This is a genomic window from Paenibacillus sp. CMM36 (assembly GCF_053570945.1).
Genome location: NZ_JBSEDY010000004.1, coordinates 161,168 through 183,637, shown reverse-complemented (window position 1 = coordinate 183,637; position 22,470 = coordinate 161,168). Strand labels below are relative to the sequence as shown.

The window sequence follows — 22,470 nt, the reverse complement described above, 5'->3', positions numbered from 1 at the left end:
TATTATGTATTAGGCTTCTTTAATTACTTGTAGTTTAGTTGCTGGCACACGAGAGCGACCAACAGAAATAGTTGTTTTTTCAAGAACCAACAGCGCCACTTTGGTTGTTCCAAGGGTTGCGCTAGCAATGCCTTTATATTTACCATCCTGTGGAATAACGTATTGATCAACAACTGTTGTGCCATCGATACCGTCATCTGTAATAGTGAATGTGTCACCATTTTTAAGACGAAATGCACGAGCAGGGGTATTAGCTTTATTAGTGAATAGAGCGGGGTCACTTACATCAATTCGAAATCCGTTAACCTCTGGAATTTCTGGACTTGCAACCAACAACACTTCTTGAGCTGCTACATCGGTTGGAGTTGCAGCAATACGAACTTCTGGATTGCCAGCCAATACTCCCTTAAGAACCACAAAACTACCGTTATCAACCGCTACTGGCAGTTGAACAGACTGAATAAAGCTGTCTACTTTTGTACCAGCCATCAGATTAAGATTTACAATTGTACTCATTAAATATATTTCCTCCTATTGATTGTTTTGTTGAGAAAGTCTATCCCAAACTGTTTTAGGTGTTTCTTTATTTTGTTCACTGTCATCTGGAAGTCCCATTGAAATAAAATTAAAATTCTTCGATTTTGTAGTTTCGATAATACGATCACATACGTAAGATTTGACTTCCTTTTCAAATTCAGCAAAAGTAGCAAAAGTTGAGCGATTCTCTGTAAACTTAACCTTTTCGTCTTCTGTTAGTAGAGTAGGGTAAGAGTTAAATAGTTCATCGATTTTTTCTGTATCTTCTGCTTCTTTAAACTTTGAAATTTCTTCTTGAAGTTCATTGATTTTCTCATCTTTAGATGTAATTTGAGATTCTACTTCAGTGAATTTCTCTTGAATTTCAGTTAATTTTTGATTCAAAGAAAGAATGGCTTCATCTTTACCCTCGATTTTTTCAGTAAACTCTGCCACCACAGTTTCTTTCTCAGTTTTTTCTTTGTTCAATACTTCTGTTGCTTCGCTGTTAATTAAATCAATAGTGGATTTAAAGGTGTTGATCTCGTCATCAGTTTCTTCGCCATCTACCCAATCAACAGGGGAATATTTGATTCTTGTCAGAGTGTCGAAATCAATTACAACGTTATCCCCTTGCATACTGTAAGATGCTTTCTTATACTTGTATCCATCTTGGACATCGCATAGATAGATGTAATTTTCATCAAAGTCGCTAAGATAATAAGAGCATCTTTCCACTGAATCACCATACCAATTAGTTCCTATGTATGTTTTTTTACTAAGGGTGTTATCAATCTCTTCGTATAATTGATTAGTAGTCAATTTAAAAAGAGCTGCGATTTCTTTTTTATTTTTACTCAATTGAACATTATCCTCCTTGCTGTCATTTGTTTGTGTATTACCGTTTTTAAAATAATGCAGAAACGAATTTAATTCTTTCATTTTTTTGTTGAAATCATCATCTAAAGAAAAATGCTCAATTTTTGCATGAGCATCAATCATACCAGTTCCGTATTTGTTCCCTAATAGAGTAACACCAGTATATCTAAATGATTTGATGTTCAATATTTTTGTCTCTTTGTCGTACTCAGACTCATCTATTACAATTTCGATTGACAGCTTAGTTTCATCTTGGTTGCTGATGATAGTCATCTCATCTTGTGCGTAAACATTCCATATGTACCCATCTACAACAGCATAATTTCTCTCATCGATTTCTTCATAATGATAGTTGTTATTAACCGCAGAAATTACCCCGATTGGCTTTTCAATATATGTAATTTTATCTTCGTCTTTGTCGTACTCCATTTCGTGCTCACCAAAATCATTGCCTTCAATATGAGCTAATATAGGAATATTGATAACTGACGATTCTGCGCTCTTTAACACATCAAAATCGATATTACTTTTGTTGTTGTTTATGCCATCATGAGATATCCACATTCTTAATCTTGAAAATCTAGAATCGTTAAGAGGTTCAATTTCATAGTTTTCGACGAATAGAGTAACTTTTTTATCCTTGTTTTTTATAATTATCACCTCCTCAAAAGAATCTAACGATTATTCAAATCTAAATCCCTTGTCTTTGCTCCATCGTCACTAATATTACTGTCAGACACTTTTGGACGACCGCCATCCTTATTACCATTTTGAACATGAGCACTGGAAAGGGGAACGAGATACTTTTCAACAAGATCGATACTGTTTTCATAAGCGAGTAAATTTTGCATGTCTTCAGGATTGATTCCCATTGCAACTGATACTAATGTTTTAGAGTATCCAAATTGCGCAGCTTTAAGATACGCCTCCAGCTTTTCGTTCCAATTGAATACTGTGATATTTGGAAAAACAACTTTATGACGATACTTTCCTGTTTTACTTTTTAGATAGCAATTAATAAAACGCTCAAACTGGCGATACATATGTATCACGTAGCCTTCATCCACTTTAATGGATGCCTGTAAACCAGAAGCATTTAATGCTCCCTCGCCAAATAATACAGGACTAGACCCCGCAGCTTGATAAAAATTCTCTTGGCTATAGCCAACAATATTGTTTTGTGTTTGTGATTGATTAAAATCTACAGTTTTTAGTTCAAATGGAGTTGTTGCAACTTTTACCCCATTGGGTACACCAGCTTGAAGGATGGCAGTATACTGACCTGCAACATTCGGATCAATTGCAAAATTATTCGCTACGGAAGCACCTTTGGTGTCGCTCTTCATTGGTATTTGACCAACTATAATCTTCCAAGTCTCAAGTTCGGTTTTTGTTTTCAGTAAGCTCTTATAGTGTGCAATTTCAGCGCTATCAAGAAATAGCCCCATTAAAGGAGGAGTAAGTCCAGCTCTTGTTTCATCAAATTTAAACACTGGAGCTTTTATGGGATCTAGAGGCTGCCAATAAAAATAACGATCCGTGCTGCTCTTAGCATTGACAAAGTCACTGTAATATTCACTAAATTCAGGAGCGAAATCGTTTATATTCACACCTGATTGTAAAAAGTAATACATATTAAAAGCATATTGATATCCGTATTCGGTTTTATTGATGATCTTACAGTATTTTGCAGGCATCTCTTGCAAAGTTACTGAATCGCCATATTCTCGAACATAATAGAATTTGGCATCTTCCAAGATGACACCCTTTAAAATATTTGGAAAGGTAGACTTGGGCGATAGTTTTTCTACGATATCTACGGCTTTGCGTCTGGATTTTCTAAAAGCTGTAGATTTCATATCTTCTTCATCGGCATTAGTTGCAACTATAAATGAGTCAAAGGTAGGTATAGTAGAATAGTAGTTAACCAATCGATTAAACTGCATTACTACATTAAAAAGATACTGACTTAAATCCTTCAAGGCATCTTCATTTGCTTTTGGGTTTTTAATCATTTCTTCAATCTTTTTTCGGTCAAATGTAGTAGGGGACATGTTTAGCGATTTTAACAATTCATTTTGCCACAGAGGACTAAATAATGAACCGCTCTGATAACTACTAGAGAGAGCTTTTGCGAATTGTAGCGCATATTCATCGTTTGCAGTAGAGAGAGGAGGAGATGATTCTCCGTCTTTGGATGTAACTGTATTTCTTTTTCTGGTCATTTTTCACATCCTTTCTTATGGGTAATGATAATCCTAAGATATGTATAGATAATCAAGGACGTTGCTTACAAAAGCTGGTTGGATTTTGTTATTTTGCTCCTTTAAATGTATCCAAAATAATCCATACATTAAAGCGGAAAATTTATCTTTTTTAATCCTAGAAGAAACGCGTTCAACTTTAGTGTCATTTCCACTCTGCTTATATTTAAGATTCATTATCTCTTCGCAAAGTATATCTGTTAACACATAAGGAATTTGCAATCTTGAAATCTCATCGCTGTCTTTGATCTTGTGTTTCGTCTTCTTTTCTAAATCTTTAATACCTTCGTGCGGAGATTTTAACAATCCAACATCCATTTTGGCGAATGTTTGCATGAAATGATTTATCATATCGCTTTCTCGTGTTTCTTTATTTTGGGATTTCAACGCAAACACCATAGGTATGCTATTTTCCGCTTGGTATTTATCGTATCTATCGTCGTTGACTACTGAGTACGGGGGGTTACCATCGTCTAAGTCAAGCACAAGATTATCAACCACAGAAACGCCTAAACCATTGGCGTCGATCACAAGTATACTTGCTTTAAATTCGTTCACTTTCTGCTTTAAAAACTTTGCCTGTAATTGGCTATGTTGTCCTTCCATTGAGAAGATATTAACCACTTCTTTAATGTAGTTACCATTGCTTTTGGGCGTAATCTTGTAAACTACAAGACATGACAGGGCATTTTCATCACCCTCATTACGACTGACATCGTACGCAAGGACATATTCAATATTTTCACTTCCGCAATGTTCCCATTCGGCTACGCCTACGATTCTCGTCTTATTTAGTTTTTCATCAGATACCAAACTATCAGATGAACTCCCTGTCCAAAGGGACTCGTACTCCCGCATAAAATCCATAATTGAATATGTAGGAGAGTCTTTGAGTGCCTCAACAAAATCAATGTCTAATTGTTCGTAAAGGCAAGGAAGTTCATAAGAATTTCCAATACAAAAGGCGGACTTTCCGTCCATCATTTCATTGTAAACTTCTCTTAGTTTCTCAAAAGCAAATTGCTGTTGAGTTCCTGCGGTTGTAATGTATATCTCAGATTTATGTAATTCATTTGGATCTATAGACCCACTCATAGATGTTCTGTTGTTAGCCATTAGAGGGATAATGACGCTGTTAAGAACATCTCCATTAAACTTTTTGTCAGCAATTTCTTCTATTGCTCCACCAAATCTTCGTCCGCCACGAGTTGCATCTGACATTTGAACAACATCGTATCTTGACCCATTATGAAAAATTACTCTAATATAATCTTTTTGCAAACTAATGTCTTTTACTTCACTTTTAAGCATTGGGTAGTGATCAAAAATTTCATCGAGTTTTTCAGAAACGATTTTTGTGGCTTGTTCTTTACCGGGGGCGCAAATGAACAATCTGGTTTTCGGATAAAAAATACATTTTAAGATATAAGCTAAATTTTGAAGATAGCTTTTCGAAGTCCCACGAGTAGCCGTGAGATATACTTTTCTGTAACGTAACATTATTCGCAAATAAATTCTTTGATAAAAATATAATTGGATTTTTGAATCGGGAGAAGAGGTGAAGTCTAAAAAGTGATCGGGGTATTGTCTAAAATAACTGCAATACTCTCTCCATTTATCTTTCATGTCGTCAAAACTCTTCAACATTAATTCATTGACGTTATTCGTTTCAAAGTTTTCTGGTGATTTGAACGCATCTGCGTCTAGGTGTTTTCTGTCTCGTTGACTGTAGTTTTTATGTGAAGCCATGTTTACTCCATCACATCCTCAGAATGTATCTTAGGAGTGTCAGATGGAGGCTCAGACATTCGATCTATCTTATTTAGTCTTAAAGTGAAATTTTCTATATGCATAATCGTTTTGTCAACCATATCTTGATCAATTCCCTTGATTTTACGATAATGCTCCCAAGGAGGAATGTGCCCGTCCTTTTCTACCTCCGCATAGATAGTACTGAAGTTTCTGATTCCACCTGTCTTATCTGCTTCCGTTTTGTCGGATGCACGAAACTTGCTGTCTGCCATGTATTTTGAAAATAAATCTCCAAGCTGTTTGACTTGTCCATATCTACCAGCCTCTAATTCCTTATCCATCTTCAAAGAGATAACAGATAGTTTTTTAAGATATGTTTCGTCACTAGGTGTTTCTATTTTATTGGAAGTTTTCATTTTTTGATAAAAGTCTTCTAATTTGATAAAGTCTTCTGCTTCATAGTTTGAACCCCACCGCAAAATTATTTCTGGGGTGATTTCAAAATCAAACTTATATTTTTTATTTTCATCGTCTTGGTAATTCTCAATATCCATATCATCTTCAAAAATAGAGTCTTTCCAAGTTAAATGTCTATTGTGAGCAAGTTGCACATTCTTCATATACACTCCAAAAATAGTCATTTTACGTCTTACAGCTTCCTCTTTTGAGGATTCCCATAAATTATAGACAAATGGACGATTTAGTTTCATAAGTTGGTCTTGAACTTCGCCTATATTTTCTGTGTTAACACTAGTTACTACACAGTTTTTGCAAACGGGGTATAACTTGTCCGCATATTCGTCTGATTCTGATTTATAGTATTTATCTACTGTTTGAGATTTATTGCATTTCAAACATACTTTCTTCAATCTATCCGATTTATCGGCCAATATTTCACCTTCTTTACTTAAAAGAACCTAATAAAATTCCCATTTGATAATAAAAAATCATGGGGTAGGAGGGAGTCGGCCTGTTTAAAGGTTCCTTTTACAGAGCCTCCCCATGATGAAGAACAAATAAGAAAAAGCCTGATAGGACTCAGGCATTCGATTTATGTATTCTTCGGACTCTTGGTTATTTCAATTTATTAACAATCTTCGTAATTTCCTCAGGAGTGACAATTTGTTTTGCTCTTTTGTCAGTTCGATTACCATAAATAAATGCTGCTCCATCTTCGGCATAATATACTACGGATTGTTTATTGATCACTGGGTATCCGTGTTCTTCTTCAATATCTACTTCAACAATTTTCTTGTTTAGAGCGTACTCTTCTGCTAGCTCTTGCTCATTAACTACATGCAAAATTTGATATTTATCTAAGTATGCGTACATTTTTTCCTCCAATAATATGTATGTGTTTTATTTTATATCTTGTAAGTTGATATCTATCTTGTATTCAATCCGTCCATCTTCATTAAAGATGTGCATTTTTTGCATTGCGTCCGCATACATACGTTTACTGATTGCGTAAGAGTCCGCGCCGCAAAGACTGCCATTAGAAATTACAGTTGTTCTACCAAAATCTTTTACTGTGTCGTGATGAATGTGGCCTTGGAAGAGATATTGAGGGATCACTCCGAGGAATTGAGGCAATTGTCGAGCGGCACTTGAGACATGATCTAAATCGCCATGCACATATATGTGAGGCTTTTCAAATGATTCATCGATAAAATAGCCGTCTTCGCCTTTTAATAGTTCAATATTATCGAATTCTCTAAGACGAGTTTCCATATACCAAGGAATAATATTTTCAAAGTTTTCTTTTAATATTGCTTCATTTTTACTTTGAAAAGTCCGACTATGATTACCAATCAGGTTTATGATTCTTACCTTCGGTACAAACTTAGCAATCTCTGCAACGGCTTCAGATAATCGCTCTGATATATACTGAGTTTGAGAAATGACATCCTCGCTTTGTTCAATTCTTGAAGTTAGATGTATAAACCCTGCGATTTGATCTCCAATAGAAGCTATTGTTAATTCGTCAACATTGTGTTTCTGACAATAATAAATCGTTTTGGATACAAGATAATTAAATCTTTTATCAAACACACGCGGATTGTATTTGTTTAAAGAGTTGTCCGATTCTTGTCCATAGTGAAAGTCTGAAAAAAGGACGTTTGCGCGAATATAAGAGGGACTTTCCTTTGCAGGAGAGTAGGGGAGAGGCTTAACTTTTTCAAGTTGCTTAATGCTAGTTGAAATTTCATCTTTTAAGTGTTCAAACTTAGCAATCATTTTGATTTTATTATTGAATTCGCGTTTTTGATCTTGAAATTGATACTTTTGCTTTTGTAATTCAATTGTTTTATCTTCAATTTCGCGCCTGTACTCATCAGTTGACGACTTTTTCACACCAATCGAGATACCGCGAGTAAGTAGATGAAACTCTTTGCGGTATTTAGACTCTGTAAAATCTTCATTGAGAAATTCATTCATAAGCGTAGCAATCTTACTCCAAGACAAGCCCAACTCGTCTTTATAGGAGCCAATTCGTATAAGGTATTCTTCGTATGTCTCGTTATCTAGTGATTTGAGAGGAGTCATCAATACACTCCTTATTCTTCAATTACATGGCTTGGTTTAAAGTCGGAAGCAAGCGTCAGAGAGAGTGCAGTTCCATCAAATCCCTGTAGCAGTGATTTAACATCAAATACCTGAACTCCATTTTTATCTTCATGGGTGATCGTCATGTCATCCATATTAAACAAACCAGTACGGTTAACTGTTTTACTATCTTTATTTTTTGCCATATGTATAGTTGCTCCCTTAGTTATTTTAATTTACGCAGTAATTATCTCATGTAGAGAATATCATTGTTCATAAAAGAGAAGAGGAGGTGATCAATCTCCTCAAAATTGGCATCTGGTTGCCTGTAATCGACAACTGTGTTTCTGGTAAAATAATAAATCAATGCAGGGCGGCGTATCCTGATCTCTGATAACTCGCCATAATTATATATGGTAAGCGCGTAGATAACCTTTTCTACCTCATTGACTTATTTATTCTGCTAATCACGCTATATCTACCTGTTGTTTGGAAGCAAGCAACTCCACCTTACCCGTAATCTACCTAGCGGCTCGTCTTGGCGGATGGAAACCGCCGGGTAGCACCAATTTAAAGCAGGTATGTTTTTAAAATATAGTGGACAACTTCAAAACTAGGTAAACACGGAGATTATGATCCCCCTGGAAGGGAACGCCACGTTGCCCTGTGGCGCGAACCGCAAATGGTTCTATATATGTATTAAACTTTATAAAATTACTGTTTTACTGTATCTTTTAGCGCTTTAGCGGCTTTAAATGCAGGCTTTTTCGACGCAGCGATAGCAATGGTAGCTTGTGTTTTGGCTGCTTCGGTATCTACACCTTGCTCTTTGAGTTCTGCTAGTAGTTTCGGATTAATGCCGTTTCGAGCAGCGGTTTCACGCACCTCAAATGTACCAAAGCCAGCAATCTTAACTTCTTCGCCTTTAGCCAATGCACTTGTAATAGTAGCAAATGTAGATTCGACTACAGCTTCAACGTCTTTTTTTTGTATAACCTGTAGTTTCTGCAATCACTTTTACCAATTCTGTTTTGTTCATAGTTATATAATCTCCCTTAAATTTGTTTTGTTGTTTGGTGGGGGAATGTAAAGATCTCTTCGCTTTGTATATCAGTCAAAACTTGTCCCCCTTAAAGACTATTAAGCGAACTGAATAAAAGTTCAAAAAATCCTTTTAAACATTGGGTTTTATGTATATTGTTATTTTTATGTCTCACGGGGACAATTTTTACTTCTTTGTTTTCTCTTTTTGTCACGCTCTTTTTCTTTTCGTACTATTTTGAAACAGTCGTCACAATAAATCTGACGCTGTTTAGTTATGCTATATTTAACTCTGCATCTTTCACATGTTCCTAATTTATTTAGATTTCTTAATAAATTTTCCAATATAATATCCCCGAATGATGACCATAGAGTTGTTTTAAAATTGCTTTTTTTGTTGTTATACAAGTACTCAATTAAAACATCAACAATTTCGTTTCTACTTTTTTTACTACTTGAAAATATATTTTCTCTTATGGATGTATAATGAAATAATTCGTCATTTGACTTTGTGTTTCCATCATTAGAGAACATAAACTTCTTATTCTTGTCTAATCTTTTGTAAACTTCAATTAAGTTCTCATCTAATAGTACAGGTTTTGTGGGATCGCTCAGCAAAAGGTTATAGTTGAATTTACCAGAGCCAATATTATTAAAACTAATTCTAGGATTTGGGATAAGGGTTGACAGACGATTCATTACACTTTTATTTGAAAACTCAACTTTTTTCTCTTCTTTGTCTTTTGCGTACATAAAAAAGTAAGGCGCTTTTGATTTAGTATGCTTTAGTATGTTTTTCTTTATATGCTCTGGACGTTCTGGTTTGTACAGTGTTTTTGCATAATCGATTGTAAAGTTGTTTTCCATACATAAAATCTTTATAACATTAAGATCGATATTATCACTGTTCCAAATCTTCGTTATATCATTACTAATGATTCCAATGTTACCCCCCGTATACGCAGCGTTCAGTCCGTTAAATATACTCTTACTATTAACAAGTTCCGCTCCTGCCTTAGCCATCTCGTAATAAAGAGGGTATATACCTTGCATGTTCCTCTTTGCAACATCGACTAGTGTTTTGTCGCAACAGACTAGGGCCTTGTCTCCGTCGTTGTCAAACATAAGTATCTTACTAATAGGATCATGAATGCTGGTATATAAACTCTTAGTTACAAACCATCGCTTCATCTCTTTATTCTTCGAGTTCTTTCTTACGGCGTGTTCCCTATACAGATGAGGACTTCTAAGGCAATCTAGTTCAACAGCATTATCAAATAAATCACAAAACACTTCTGTATTCTTTAATAAGCCTTGAGGTTGATTAATTCCTAAGAAAAGATACTCGCAAAATGCATAGAGATCAGGGCTTATAAAAGTATACTTTCCCTCCACATCGATTTTTCCAGCTTTGGCATGTTTAATTAAACTTTTTTTCACTTGCTTAATTGTTTCTTTGCTATAAGTGTCGTTAAGAAGCTCTGGATAAATTTCCAAGGCTTTTTGGAAATGATTTTTGTGTTTGTTGTATCTGGTGACACCCAAGATTTTTAGCATTGTGTCTTTGTCTGATCCAATTTTACGAATGTCTTGTACGGTTTCTGAGCTGATTATTTTTAGTTCTTCGTTTGTTATGTCGGTTAAAGTTTGCATCATTTGATAATTTAATTTAGCGTATCCAATCACATCTTCTTCTTCATTGCACTTTCCAGCCTGACAATTATACTTTAAATATTTATTTATATATTCTGACCAAGAACTATAATATTTCCACATTTTAAACTGACTCTTTGTAAAAATGACTTCTATTTCTTCTTTTAATATATCATGCTCTTTACCATAGATGTCTTTGACGACTCCATATTTACTGTAGCCCACTTGTTTGTTTTTTTCTCTTAAAAATTTATCGAAAGGAAAGGGGACTAGTAACCCTTTGACCCAAGGAAGGCGAATCATCATTGCCTTTTTACTTTTACGAGGTAAAATCATTCCACAGCCATCTGTGTGTTCAATGGGTACATCCATTTCTTTACGTTCAATTTCATATGTTTTATCAGAAATAAAGTCAACGTTAGTTTTTAGAGTTGTGGTCATATCATCAACGACAATAGATTTTTTAATATCAAAATCGTGCCATTGTTCTGTTGCACTATTACAAAGAGCCAAGTATGCCAGATACTTGTTAATGTTTACGCCACCGAGTTCATTGATCTTTTCTATGGTTAATCCACACATTAGTGTTCGCTGGTGAACATGGAAAACTGATTCTTTAATGAATACAGTTTTCTTTGTTCTAATTTGCCCAGCACTTGCTGTAAAGCAAACATACTTCTCGTTGTTATAAAGAAACCCATTAACAATGATATCTTTTAGAACATCGAAAAAGTATGTCTGTACTATGATTATGTCTCTAAAGAGACTACTTTCTTCGACTTGAAGGACTCTTGTTAGAGTTGAATCAAATACAGAAACAATATTCTTCAGATTTTCTTTATCAACTTCGCTTGGGCGAAGAGATCTAATAGTTTTATTTGATCTGAATAGGGCATATAGTTTGTCTTTAGATTTCTTTATCCGTTTATTGGTGTACTTTAAGTATAGGTCAGCTTTGTTTAATAACAATGGATGATTTGAATATTTGCTTTTAATTTCTTTTAAGGTAGCTCTGAATCTATAGTTTCTTTTTTGTCTTCTATGTATTTTCATTTCTTCTTCATTATAGAAAGCGCTAGTATCGACACTAAATACATGTACTTGTTTATTCAAATTGATAACTTATTCTCCTCTGCAATAAGAGTTGTCTTGTGTGGTTCTCTATAATATTTTTTTTGAGCTTCATTCTTTAACCAAATAATTTCATTATCGTGCATCTCTATGTATTCATAACAATCTTCTGTGCCTTCCAACATCCAATCTGATACATCTCTCTGATCAAAAACATCTACTTCATATCCATCATAATATAAATCCTCCCAAGTAATAATCGAATGATTTCCTTTATTCTTATTCTGTTTTGACATTATGTATTTTTATTCCTCTCAAGTTTTATTTTTTAGAGACAATCAATCTCTGTGGTAATAATATAGCATGACAGATTTAAATTCGTCAACAAAATAAATATTTTCATTATATTTACTTGTGTAGGTGTATGATGTATAATATGTACAAAGATGAAAGGGGGTTGCGCAAGATGAGCGTAGCATCGACTAATAATGTAGTTGGATTACATACTAACAGAGTATTTGAAAGTGTTTCAGCCTATCTGATGAAGGTTGAGAGAAGAAGTAAAACTACTCGTTATAACTATGAAGTTGCGATTCGCAGATTCTTTATGTGGCATGCAAAAAAAAGTATAGAGGATTTAGAAGTAAAAGACCTAGATATCTTAAATGAGCGAATGATTAGATATCAGGCTCATTTGTTGGACGATTATGATTATGGGAATAACTACGTAAATTCATTGGTAGCTCCGATTGTCAAATTGTATGAGCACTTGTCTCGAAACAGATATAACGTAAGAGCAGAAGATGTTCGTCTGGATAAACTTCCTGACGATGGAGAAAGTTATGGTAAGCTAACCGTAAAAGAAGCTGAGACAATGGCAAAATTGGCAATGAAACAAAAAAAAGGGCAGGAAAAAGCAACACTAATAAGGATAGCGTATACAACGAGCTTCAGAAAATCAAGTTTACTACATATTAAATGGTCAGACATAAGTTTAGATCCTAATAGTCAAAACTATATTGTAAAGATTATTGGCAAAGGAAATAAAAAGCATTCTCGTCCACTATCTCCTGACTTATACAATGAGATGTTAAAAATAAAGGAGCAGGAGTACTATAAAAAATATAATGATAACTATGTATTTCACTTGTCAGATAATACAATCTTAGCGATGATGAAAAATTTAAGAGCTGAAATGAATATCTCTGAGGATAGAAACATAGTTTTCCATAGTTTTAGAAATGTAGCGGCAAACTACATAAAAGAGACTGGTGGAGATATTGAGGAGATTAGAAGTCAACTTGGGCATTCAAACTATGCATCACTAAAACACTATATGTCTGACGATAAAGATTATGCGAATATGGCAGGCATTCGAATGTTAGAAGATATTGATGAATATATCTTAGAAAAACTGAACAAAGAAGAATTGCTGCAAATCATTAATAAGCAAAGTGAATCCATTAAAATTATACTGCAAAGAGAAGCTAAAAAATTAATTAATGAAAAGGAGGAAAGGTAGGCAGATTAGATTAAATGCTTATCTGTGTAAATGATGGAAGATAAATATGAATGAAAACAAAAGAGCGGTAAAACAGACCATTCTCATTAGAAATGATGTAGTAAGAGATCCTAACTTGAGCGTAAATGGATTTACATTTGTATTTTACCTGAAGTATTTATATTGGAAGACAGGGAACAAGTTTGAGTTCGAAATATTTACTACAGAAGTAAAAGATTATCTTTGTATCTCAGATAACAAAACGATAAAGACTATATTCAAAGAACTGTACAATCTGAGGTATTTACTGAAAGAAGTTGAAGAGTTAAAACAAAATAAGCCCATCTTACTCACCTTGAACAAGGATAAGTTTTTGACCTCTATCAGCAAAGAAGAGACGGAATACTTTACTCAATTACCCATAAATGTTCTATATGCCATGAGAGATCGGAAGTTAGACAGAAAAGAAGTAAGAATATTATATTATTTAAAAAGTTATATAAATCATACGAATAGTAAGAAGATGTATTGTTATCCGGGAATTGAAACAACCATGATTAGAGAATTGAATATGAGCAAGAACACAATTCCTAAGTATACAAAACTACTAGAGAAAAAGGGGATACTTAGTATTGAAAAGAATGCAATACATACCAGTTACCAATATGACGATGAGGGTAAGCTATTATTCAATAAGTATAACAACCATTACTATTTGAATTACGATAGGCTAGAAACCCTATAAAAACACCTAGTCCCAATTTATCCAAGAACCACTCCCAATTTATCCAACATCCACTCCCAAATAATCCAAGAACCACTCCCAAATCGTCCTGGAGAAATTGGGGACTAGTAAGTTAGTAATAGATATATAGATATTAGATATGTATATACAGTATTTAGAGTATGTCTTCGCTAACGCGTATCCAACTCTCTGTTGTTGTTTTTTTTGTTGTGGTTGGTTTGACGATAATTTTATTAAATAAGTTGAATTATAGGACAGTCGATTGTGGCTGTCTTTTTTTGTGCTCTGTTAACATTGGTAAATTATATTGGAACAATAAATACAGTTTAATGGGTTATGTATGTGTAAGTAAAAGTGGATAATGTATGTGCTATTAAATATATGATCAATGGATGATTGGATCATACTGTCGTTTGATGTTAAATTACCCCCGAGGAGATCTCAATCGTGATGAAAAAAAGTTGAATCGTAAATTGAGGATAAATGGATGAAAAACGTATATGTTATAAGGGTTTGTGGGATGAATTGGCTTGGTTTTGGGGCTATTGAATCGTAAAAGTATAAACAGTGAAAGGATAATATGATACAGGGAAGCTAAAAATGATCAAAAAGTGTGTAGTTACAGAATTGTAATGAGAGAAAAAACATAGGAGAGATAAGGAGTTAGACGATTCAAGTTACGATTGAGATGAAGGGGAAATATGATATGAAAGTTACAAAGATGTAATAAATGAAAACAATAAGTTAAAAAAATAAACTGAGTGTGGGAGTTGAAGTGCTAGGGGTATATTTGTAAAAAATAGGTGTCTTTTGGATGTAAACTACCCCCCACTACCCTATTCTAAATGAGGTAAAACCATAGTTGTAGCGCATTTAGGGCTATCCATCAATCAAGCATTGACTAACAATATCCATACTCTACCAGTTGAATTAAATGGTAATTATTTTCAAAATTCTATTGGATTTTGTTTTTAAATTTGAATTTTCAAACTCAACAGCCAATAGGGAAAAGCGTCTAAGCGGAAACTCAATCGAGCTATAACGGAAATAGCGTGAGATAAGACTTATATATACAAACTATCAATCAACTCTAATCTATTGCTTCTATCTATATATTCATCTCATCTCATAGCCTATATCTATAACTCATCATGACATATCACCTCAAAATTTTCCCCTTCATTTATCAAATTTATATACCCAAAAATAATGAAATATGTTATAATAATATATGTAAGGAGGTGACAACATGATAGAAACAATAAGCAAAATACTTGCTACAGTCGGAGCTGCTTTGACCACAACAATATTGGCAATGAACTTCTTCCCTGATAAGGCTAGAAAAATTGCTGATACTGAAAAGGTTAAAGCTGAAACAGAAAAGATAAAGGAGGAGACGAGAAAACTTAAACTAGAAAATGACAAACTAGAACGTGAAAATCAGGCATAATACATATCCTGTCTAGGTAAAAGGGGTCGATTGACTCCTTTTAATCTCTAGGCTACAATAACATTAAGTTTGTATGATACGGCATCAAGTGTGAAAGGAGACTTATGTATGACCAACTCTAAAACAATGTTGACACGTACATTATCGGTCATTGTATTTATAATTGGCTGTGTCTTATTGGGCATTAACAATACATCATTACCTAGCTTTATTCCTTATGCGTTCATTTTTATAAGTGTAATTACCTTTGTAGCTTCAATGAGAAAGTAACTAGAACTAATGGATATATACGAGCCTAGATGATTTATGTCTAGGCTCTTTTTGTGCTATTTAGGATCATATAAGCGATCCACTTACTCACTGTTATCCTCATCCGATTCCTCAACTGTAAACAACTCTTCTACGCTTATTCCTAATGCTCTAGCCACTGCAAACAAATTATTTATATTATGCTGTTCTGACTTGTCGAACCGCGATATATAAGGCTGTGGGACTCCTGCATCTACTGCTAATTGAGATTGCTTTATGTCTCTCTCTTTAATTATTTCTCTTAGTCTACCTTTGTATTTGAGCATTATAATATCTCCTTTAACGTGGTTATTATAGTATACAATATTGAATAAATTATTGATATAATATTGACTAATGAATATACAATAGTGTATAATAAAGATATCAAAAGGAACACAAAAGGAGACGATACATAATGATAAACATAACCGATAAATGTATTAACCGTGATGGATACCAAATGATTTATATGAATACTGATTCTCAGCAGGGCGAATTGTCAAACAATGAATGGCAAAGAGACATCAACAAACATTTATCAACGTATCAATCAATTAAGGACAAAGAAGAAATTTCTTATAATGATTTATTAGACTTATCAATAGAAGGTATATCGTTTTGGATAAAAGTGATGAATACAGACTGCTACAACACTAGCAACGTACTAATTGAATTAACATTACAATATGTCAATAAAGAAGTCACTTATTACATTTCAAGAGAGACATATTACAAAATAATTAATCAAAGCGACGAAAAGACAAAGGTATTAGAAAACACTAAAGCAACAATCACAGCTTTCAATAGTATGGGATTTCCTTATGAAATGCAGACAACTATAAGGGAAACAAAAGAAGAAAATAATAAATTAATCGTTATCCATAAGCCTAAACGTTCAAGAACATTATACAAGCATACCTATGAGAAAGATTCCGAATTGAGAATTTACGACGGTTGGATTGACACAGGAATAAATGATATGGGTGAATATGTTAGTTATCAAAGTACAACTACTTCTATTAAAAAAGAGCCTATATTAATTTTCTAAGTAACCAAAAAGGAGGGACAACAAATGAAGCATATAAGAGTAGTTAAACAAAACGGTTCAACAATCATACATACACTAGGCACTGACTTAGACATTCTTGAACTTTCTACGGTTTTTCAAATGGATAGAGTAAATTACGAAGGCAAGTATGTTTATATTCACCTGAAAGGATGAATAACATGAACTCATGGAGACTTAAAGATAAAGTAACTATTGTAACAAGCATATTACTTTGGCTTATAGTAATAATAAAGATTAAATATTGATCTTATACAACTAAATATAATGAATTGTTCCACGTGAAACATGATTATATATGAACAATAGTACATTCCTATATACACAAACCACAATTCAAACCGTCAAATAGGAGGTTTATTTTATATTACTCATACAAATAAATATAATGAAAAACTGTACATATAATATGAAGTATGATATAATTATATATGTAAGGGAGGGAGGTGAAACCACTTGGACAACTGGCAGAAAACAGCAGTCATCATATCCATTCTAACTTTCTTACGACTCGTGTATAAGGACATCACCGAATACATAGCATCAAGAAAGAAGAAGCGGAAAAAGAAAAAAGCGTCTAAACCTCGTCACAGGTCTAAACGCTAATCCAAGTCCCTTAAACTTGAAGACATTGCAAGGACGGAAACTAACACCGTCCTACTCTTTTCCCTTACAATTGTATTATAGGAGTTAAATAAAATCAACTTATATAAGGGAGGATTATATATGAAAGCTGAAGCAGCCACAAGGCTATCTATTGCTATTGTCATGTTTGTGAGTGCGTCAATGTTGCCTAATTGGTGGTCAATAAGCGTTGTTTCATTTGTAGGGTTGTATTCACTGATCACTGGTTTTATTAAGCTCAGAAAGGTTGATAACGATAACTAAGATTAAAGTTGTAGATTCTATAATGGGTTCAGGTAAAACATCCGCAGCTATTCAAATGATGAATAAAGACGCAGACCATAAATATATTTTTATCACTCCGTTTTTAGATGAAATAGATCGTATTAAGCATGCCTGTCCTAACAAAAGATTTTTCGATCCTAAGAACTATGATGCAGAAGGACATTTTACGAAAAAACAAGACTCTTTTCATGATTTACTGGCGAAAGGAGGAAATATTGCTTCTACTCATGCACTATTTAAACAATCAAACGAAGAAACGAGAGAACTTATACAGGCAGGTAATTATGTTTTAGTTCTTGATGAGGTTATGGATATAGTTGAATATTTAACTATTAAAAAATCTGACAAAGAACTTCTATTTGATAATAAACTAATTTATGTTGATAATGAGGGTTATGTTTGTTGGAACAATGAAGACAAGAAAGCAAAGGAGTATGATGGAAAGTTTAATGATATAAAAAATATGGCCAATAATAAAAATCTGCTATTCTATCGTGGAGCTATATTAATATGGACATTCCCACATTCAATATTCAATGCTTTTAAAGAGGTATACATTCTCACATATAAATTTTCAGGGCAAATTCAAAAGTATTATTATGACTTAAATAATATAGAGTATGAATATTTTCATATCAACCATATTGATTCATCTTTTACTATTCATAAAGGAAAATCCAATGACAAAGAGGTTAGAAACAGGCTTAAAACATTGATTAATATATATGAAGGGACACTTAATGACATAGGTAAAGAAAAATATTCTCTGTCTAATAGTTGGTATGAAAAAAGGAATCAATCTTTGATTAGACTTAAAAATAATGTGTCTAATTATTTCAAACACAAGATGAAAGCAAAATCAAATCAAATTATATGGACAACTTTTAAGGATTATCAAAGTAAGATTAGTTCACCGGGCTATCAAAGATCATTTGTTTCGTGTAATATAAGAGCCACTAACCAATACAAAGATAGAACTTATTTGGCATACACAGCAAACCGATTTATGAATCCTATTGTAGAAGGATTTTTTAAAGAAAGAAAAATAGAGATTGATCAAGATACATGGGCAACGGGTGAACTAATTCAATGGATATGGAGAAGTGCAATTAGAGAGAATGGTCAAATACATATCTATATACCATCTCAGAGGATGCGTGATTTATTGTTAAGATGGTTAGAGGAATAATGATTGGGAGATTTTACATTCCAAAGCTAATAAAAAATACATATAAATAAAGGGTATTTTATACCTAAGTGTTAAAGGAAAAATAATAACATATACTTATATCGAATATAAAGGGAAACTCTATCACCATCTCGATAAGGCACTACGCTACGCTTCGTGAACGCATTATCGACCTGCCGCCGTTTCCCTCTTGCCTTCGGCAATTCACCCTATGCGGCTATTTTGTTTTTTCATCTAACCATCTATTCATCTGATAGGTGGTTTATTTGTCGTTTACTCAAATTATATAATTAAATATAATGAAATTTATTGTATATAATAATGAATCGTGTTATAATAAGTACATAAAGAACAAGAGGTTAACGAGGTGAAAACACAATGAGTCAAACAAAATTAGCAGTATTAAAGAGCCAGTGGCAACGCAAGCAAGCGTTAAAAGGCCAAACTATATATGGTCACTTGGTATTGAGATAGAACGAAAAAGAACATATTAATAAAAATAATGATAATAAAGGTTGTAATGATTATGTGGTGCGGAGACAAAAGAGAAGCAAGAGTGAAGATTGCAATGGCTTTAGTTGAAAAAGGATGGAAAATTTATGGATTCAAAAATGATGAATCTGATATGATGGTTGACTATTATTCACCAGCAGACTGGGGCGGAATTGCTGAAAAAGATGGATTTATTCTTTGTATTGACCAATCTAGCTTGTCCTATAGCGGATATCAAGCAAAAAAATACATAGGTGGTAAAGCTGTATATAAAACTAATGCACGTATTCAAAAACTTGAGGCAATGATGAATGATGAGGCTTCAACTGATAATGAAAAGACTTCTTGTGCAGTATTAATTGAGAAGGAAAAAGAAAAGTCAGGAATGATTGAGAAGTATAAAGTTATTGAAACGTACCCTACATTTTCGCATCCAAATCCTAAAAGTTGTTCGTGGCATATTGAAAAAGATGGACAGATTATTGCAAAAGGCAAAGGTGTATTTGCAGTAAATGACTATAATTGGGAGAACAAAGAGAAAAGCAAAGAAGAACAAAAGGCAGAGAAACTTCAAGCACTAGTTAAGCGATTTGAAAAAGTAATTAAAGATACAGATGCATTAAAGGTTGAAGTGGTTAAGGTTGAAAAGAAAGTTATTAAACCAGTTGAAAAAGAAGATAAAACTATAAATGTTAATGATGTATTGTCTTTTTCTTATCATGGGCATTATTGGGTAGTAACCGACATTTACACAAACTCAAAAGCACAATCCTGTGTTACCTATGAACTTTTGGGTAGTGGAAAAAGAGGGTATCAACGACTAAATGGTATGAGTGTTAAGCGCTATTACCAAACACTAGATAGATTAAATAAAGGTATTGAAGAAGGCACTGTTAAAGTACACACCTTGCAAGAGGTTACAGAATACCAAGAAAAAACAGTATTCAAGAAGGCAGCTCGTAAACAGAATGTTTCTAATGTTCCAGCTATCGAAACTACAGAAGAGAAAAAGGAAAGCGATGAAGCTGTAAATGTGTCTGCTGAAGTAGCAGTATCATACAACAATGAGAAGCAAGGTATTGAGATCCGTTTCCCGTCAAAACCTGAAAGCAATATTATTGAACAACTTAAAGCTTATGGTTTTAGATGGTCTAAACGTGGGTTTTGGTATGCTAAACAGTCAGATAAAACAAATCAATTTGCAACTTCATTGCAAGCGGACTATAACAATCATAACAACACCGAATTTAACGAAACGGTTAGTATTGCAGTGTTTGAAGATATTAATATTGATGACCTTCACATGTACATTGTCTCAGATGAATTACAATCACGTTTACATTCATCTAGTCTGTTTCAGGTAGACTATAAAAAGGATTGTTTCAATACATTTAACGAACTCCAAAAAGCCGCTCTAAATGTGCTTTCGCAAACAGACAATGAATATCTTCAATACCAAATTAAAAAGTACTTACAATCCTTTAAGCAGCGTTATTATAAACAATACATTAAAACACTCAATCATCGCGCCAATAATCCTTCATGGGCTGTTACTGGTCGAGGTGGATTAAACGTTCAACGTTATAACAAAATGCAAGACAGATATGGAAATATGTTAAGTCAGCTTTCGGATATGAAAAAAGAGTTTGATAATCGTATGGATAAATTCAAAACAAGAATTTTCCAATTAGAAAAAGAAACATTAGATAAAGAAGTCAATGAAGTTGTAGAAATACCAGAATTTAAGATAGATCGTAAGCAAATCACCGTAGCTGGCTATACAGAGACAATAAGAGTATACGCTCACAAGAGTTATATGATTGCTAAGTCGTGGGGAATGTATCGTATTTTTAAGGATGGGAAAGAAGTAGACACAAACCTAAAAACCACTAGTCGATTAGATGAGGCCAAAAGATTTGTTGCATATTTAATTAGCAAGGATGAACCAGAAAAAACAAATGAAAATAATGATAAAAGACGAATTTTACAAGAAGAAACAGAAAGTAAAAATAGCAATCAGCAGCAATATATTAGCAAGATTAATAAGCAAATCGAGTCAACACAAAGGAAAGTGAATGCCTTGTCTGGTGATTATTTAACTAACACATGGAAACGCCAGCAAGAAGCAGCAAGCCGAGAACAGAAAAAAGATAATTTGAACTTAGAAATTAGTATTCTGGAACATCTAAAAGAAAAGGCAACTAATAACATAATGGATGAATTCGAAATGGCTTTATTGGTAGGTAGCTTTAGAGAAGATATGAGAATTAAATATAAATCAAGAGGTAAACACAATTATGAGGTAAAATATCCGACTATTAATCCAGATGCCGATGTTTACGGCTGGTGGAATCAAGAGGTTCCGAAATTGCAGAAGCGCTTGAACAAAGCAGGAATACACAATACAGAGCAATACAATGAAGCAATAGATAAATATGCTGCACTTGTAAAAGTTATAGAAAAACCAGTCAATCCAGTACAACAGAAGATTAAGAAAATGGAAAGTGAAGTTAAACTATATAAAATTGATGGATACTTTCCGACACCTAAAACTATCGTCCAACGCATGATTGACTTGGCTGATATACGAGATGGTGAAACCATTTTAGAGCCGAGCGCAGGCAATGGGAATATTTTAGACGGTGTAAATGAGTATATACAAGACAATGACCTAAGTGCAGAATTACACGGTATAGAATGGAATTATTCGCTACGTCAGATTCTTGAGTTAAAGCAATATAAGTTAGTTGCTAATGATTTTATAGAATTTGTTCCATTTACCAAGTATGACAAAGTAATTATGAACCCACCTTTTGAGAAAGGGAAAGATGTTGATCACGTATTAAAAGCATACGACTGTCTTAAGGATGGGGGAAGGCTCATCGCTATTATGTCACCACATTGGACATTTGCTAGTGATTCTAAGAGTATTCATTTTCGTAGCTGGCTAAATGACAAGGGTTATTATGAGAAGCTACCAGAAGATTCGTTTAAGGAGTCAGGAACTGGAGTCAATACAGTGTTGGTTGTTATTGAAAAATCTGAAGAAGAGACAGCAAGAGCAAATTAGGTGATTTAGCATTTTAGAGGAAGTTGGTGATGAC

At 33.7% G+C, this 22,470-nt stretch carries 20 protein-coding genes; 8 read left to right on the top strand and 12 right to left on the bottom strand.

The genetic code is table 11. The features are described 5' to 3' along the window. Positions 1–9: 9 nt before the first annotated feature. The 11 genes from ACWA2B_RS10870 to ACWA2B_RS10820 form a co-directional block, all read right to left on the bottom strand. Complete coding sequence (locus ACWA2B_RS10870) at positions 10–516, bottom strand: hypothetical protein (RefSeq protein WP_449292167.1); 507 nt, start codon at positions 514–516, stop codon at positions 10–12. Positions 517–531: 15 nt separating this feature from the next. Beyond that, complete coding sequence (locus ACWA2B_RS10865; protein WP_449292166.1) at positions 532–2,055, bottom strand: coiled-coil domain-containing protein; 1,524 nt, start codon at positions 2,053–2,055, stop codon at positions 532–534. A 14-nt stretch (positions 2,056–2,069) separates the two neighbouring features. Next, a complete protein-coding gene (locus ACWA2B_RS10860) occupies positions 2,070–3,620 on the bottom strand; it encodes a hypothetical protein (RefSeq protein ID WP_449292165.1) in 1,551 nt (516 codons plus the stop codon). A 33-nt stretch (positions 3,621–3,653) separates the two neighbouring features. After that, entirely contained in the window at positions 3,654–5,408 is a 1,755-nt protein-coding gene (locus tag ACWA2B_RS10855) for a DNA-packaging protein (RefSeq protein WP_449292164.1), read from the bottom strand. A gap of 2 nt (positions 5,409–5,410) precedes the next feature. Then, positions 5,411–6,301 (bottom strand): hypothetical protein, encoded by an 891-nt coding sequence (locus tag ACWA2B_RS10850; protein ID WP_340981308.1) that lies wholly within the window; start codon positions 6,299–6,301, stop codon positions 5,411–5,413. A gap of 184 nt (positions 6,302–6,485) precedes the next feature. After that, a complete protein-coding gene (locus ACWA2B_RS10845; protein WP_449292163.1) occupies positions 6,486–6,743 on the bottom strand; it encodes a hypothetical protein in 258 nt (85 codons plus the stop codon). 27 nt (positions 6,744–6,770) lie between these two features. Continuing rightward, positions 6,771–7,958, bottom strand: a complete 1,188-nt coding sequence (locus ACWA2B_RS10840; protein ID WP_449292162.1) for a hypothetical protein — start codon at positions 7,956–7,958, stop codon at positions 6,771–6,773. Positions 7,959–7,969: 11 nt separating this feature from the next. After that, positions 7,970–8,164 carry a YonK family protein gene (locus ACWA2B_RS10835; RefSeq protein WP_449292161.1) on the bottom strand — a complete coding sequence of 65 codons (195 nt, stop codon included), beginning with the start codon at positions 8,162–8,164 and terminating at the stop codon, positions 7,970–7,972. Positions 8,165–8,672: 508 nt separating this feature from the next. Then, positions 8,673–8,969: an HU family DNA-binding protein gene (locus ACWA2B_RS10830; protein ID WP_449292160.1), complete on the bottom strand. Its 297-nt coding sequence runs from the start codon at positions 8,967–8,969 to the stop codon at positions 8,673–8,675. Positions 8,970–9,164: 195 nt separating this feature from the next. Next, positions 9,165–11,765, bottom strand: a complete 2,601-nt coding sequence (locus tag ACWA2B_RS10825; RefSeq protein WP_449292159.1) for a hypothetical protein — start codon at positions 11,763–11,765, stop codon at positions 9,165–9,167. Next, positions 11,762–12,019: a hypothetical protein gene (locus tag ACWA2B_RS10820; RefSeq protein WP_449292158.1), complete on the bottom strand. Its 258-nt coding sequence runs from the start codon at positions 12,017–12,019 to the stop codon at positions 11,762–11,764. Before ACWA2B_RS10820 ends, ACWA2B_RS10825 begins: the two co-directional genes overlap by 4 nt. Positions 12,020–12,189: 170 nt before the next feature. Between ACWA2B_RS10820 and ACWA2B_RS10815 the strand changes: the two genes are divergently transcribed. The 3 genes from ACWA2B_RS10815 (at position 12,190) to ACWA2B_RS10805 (ending at position 15,419) form a co-directional block, all read left to right on the top strand. After that, positions 12,190–13,245 carry a tyrosine-type recombinase/integrase gene (locus ACWA2B_RS10815; RefSeq protein ID WP_449292157.1) on the top strand — a complete coding sequence of 352 codons (1,056 nt, stop codon included), beginning with the start codon at positions 12,190–12,192 and terminating at the stop codon, positions 13,243–13,245. Positions 13,246–13,291: 46 nt separating this feature from the next. Beyond that, positions 13,292–13,969: a hypothetical protein gene (locus ACWA2B_RS10810; protein ID WP_449292156.1), complete on the top strand. Its 678-nt coding sequence runs from the start codon at positions 13,292–13,294 to the stop codon at positions 13,967–13,969. A 1,249-nt stretch (positions 13,970–15,218) separates the two neighbouring features. Next, positions 15,219–15,419: a hypothetical protein gene (locus tag ACWA2B_RS10805; protein WP_449292155.1), complete on the top strand. Its 201-nt coding sequence runs from the start codon at positions 15,219–15,221 to the stop codon at positions 15,417–15,419. A 353-nt stretch (positions 15,420–15,772) separates the two neighbouring features. Here the strand turns inward: ACWA2B_RS10805 and ACWA2B_RS10800 are convergent, their stop codons facing one another. Beyond that, positions 15,773–15,994, bottom strand: coding sequence for a helix-turn-helix domain-containing protein (locus ACWA2B_RS10800; protein ID WP_449292154.1), 222 nt, complete (start codon positions 15,992–15,994; stop codon positions 15,773–15,775). A 131-nt stretch (positions 15,995–16,125) separates the two neighbouring features. On the opposite strand from ACWA2B_RS10800, the gene ACWA2B_RS10795 reads away from it, so the two are divergent. From ACWA2B_RS10795 to ACWA2B_RS10775, 5 genes are all read left to right on the top strand, one after another. Beyond that, positions 16,126–16,758: a hypothetical protein gene (locus tag ACWA2B_RS10795; RefSeq protein WP_449292153.1), complete on the top strand. Its 633-nt coding sequence runs from the start codon at positions 16,126–16,128 to the stop codon at positions 16,756–16,758. Between the two features lie 24 nt (positions 16,759–16,782). Then, complete coding sequence (locus ACWA2B_RS10790) at positions 16,783–16,932, top strand: hypothetical protein (protein WP_449292152.1); 150 nt, start codon at positions 16,783–16,785, stop codon at positions 16,930–16,932. Between the two features lie 570 nt (positions 16,933–17,502). Then, a complete protein-coding gene (locus ACWA2B_RS10785) occupies positions 17,503–17,664 on the top strand; it encodes a hypothetical protein (protein ID WP_449292151.1) in 162 nt (53 codons plus the stop codon). A 22-nt stretch (positions 17,665–17,686) separates the two neighbouring features. Beyond that, positions 17,687–18,874 (top strand): hypothetical protein, encoded by a 1,188-nt coding sequence (locus ACWA2B_RS10780; RefSeq protein ID WP_449292150.1) that lies wholly within the window; start codon positions 17,687–17,689, stop codon positions 18,872–18,874. Between the two features lie 556 nt (positions 18,875–19,430). Continuing rightward, positions 19,431–22,436, top strand: coding sequence for a methyltransferase (locus ACWA2B_RS10775; protein WP_449292149.1), 3,006 nt, complete (start codon positions 19,431–19,433; stop codon positions 22,434–22,436). Positions 22,437–22,470: the final 34 nt, after the last annotated feature.

Coding starts and splice junctions, on each gene's coding strand:
- ACWA2B_RS10855 (WP_449292164.1), bottom strand. CDS start 5,408: ATGGCTTCACATAAAAACTACAGTCAACGAGACAGAAAACACCTAGAC.
- ACWA2B_RS10795 (WP_449292153.1), top strand. CDS start 16,126: ATGATAAACATAACCGATAAATGTATTAACCGTGATGGATACCAAATG.
- ACWA2B_RS10810 (WP_449292156.1), top strand. CDS start 13,292: ATGAATGAAAACAAAAGAGCGGTAAAACAGACCATTCTCATTAGAAAT.
- ACWA2B_RS10840 (WP_449292162.1), bottom strand. CDS start 7,958: ATGACTCCTCTCAAATCACTAGATAACGAGACATACGAAGAATACCTT.
- ACWA2B_RS10870 (WP_449292167.1), bottom strand. CDS start 516: ATGAGTACAATTGTAAATCTTAATCTGATGGCTGGTACAAAAGTAGAC.
- ACWA2B_RS10820 (WP_449292158.1), bottom strand. CDS start 12,019: ATGTCAAAACAGAATAAGAATAAAGGAAATCATTCGATTATTACTTGG.
- ACWA2B_RS10800 (WP_449292154.1), bottom strand. CDS start 15,994: ATGCTCAAATACAAAGGTAGACTAAGAGAAATAATTAAAGAGAGAGAC.
- ACWA2B_RS10780 (WP_449292150.1), top strand. CDS start 17,687: ATGGGTTCAGGTAAAACATCCGCAGCTATTCAAATGATGAATAAAGAC.
- ACWA2B_RS10815 (WP_449292157.1), top strand. CDS start 12,190: ATGAGCGTAGCATCGACTAATAATGTAGTTGGATTACATACTAACAGA.
- ACWA2B_RS10805 (WP_449292155.1), top strand. CDS start 15,219: ATGATAGAAACAATAAGCAAAATACTTGCTACAGTCGGAGCTGCTTTG.
- ACWA2B_RS10860 (WP_449292165.1), bottom strand. CDS start 3,620: ATGACCAGAAAAAGAAATACAGTTACATCCAAAGACGGAGAATCATCT.
- ACWA2B_RS10835 (WP_449292161.1), bottom strand. CDS start 8,164: ATGGCAAAAAATAAAGATAGTAAAACAGTTAACCGTACTGGTTTGTTT.
- ACWA2B_RS10845 (WP_449292163.1), bottom strand. CDS start 6,743: ATGTACGCATACTTAGATAAATATCAAATTTTGCATGTAGTTAATGAG.
- ACWA2B_RS10785 (WP_449292151.1), top strand. CDS start 17,503: ATGAAAGCTGAAGCAGCCACAAGGCTATCTATTGCTATTGTCATGTTT.
- ACWA2B_RS10790 (WP_449292152.1), top strand. CDS start 16,783: ATGAAGCATATAAGAGTAGTTAAACAAAACGGTTCAACAATCATACAT.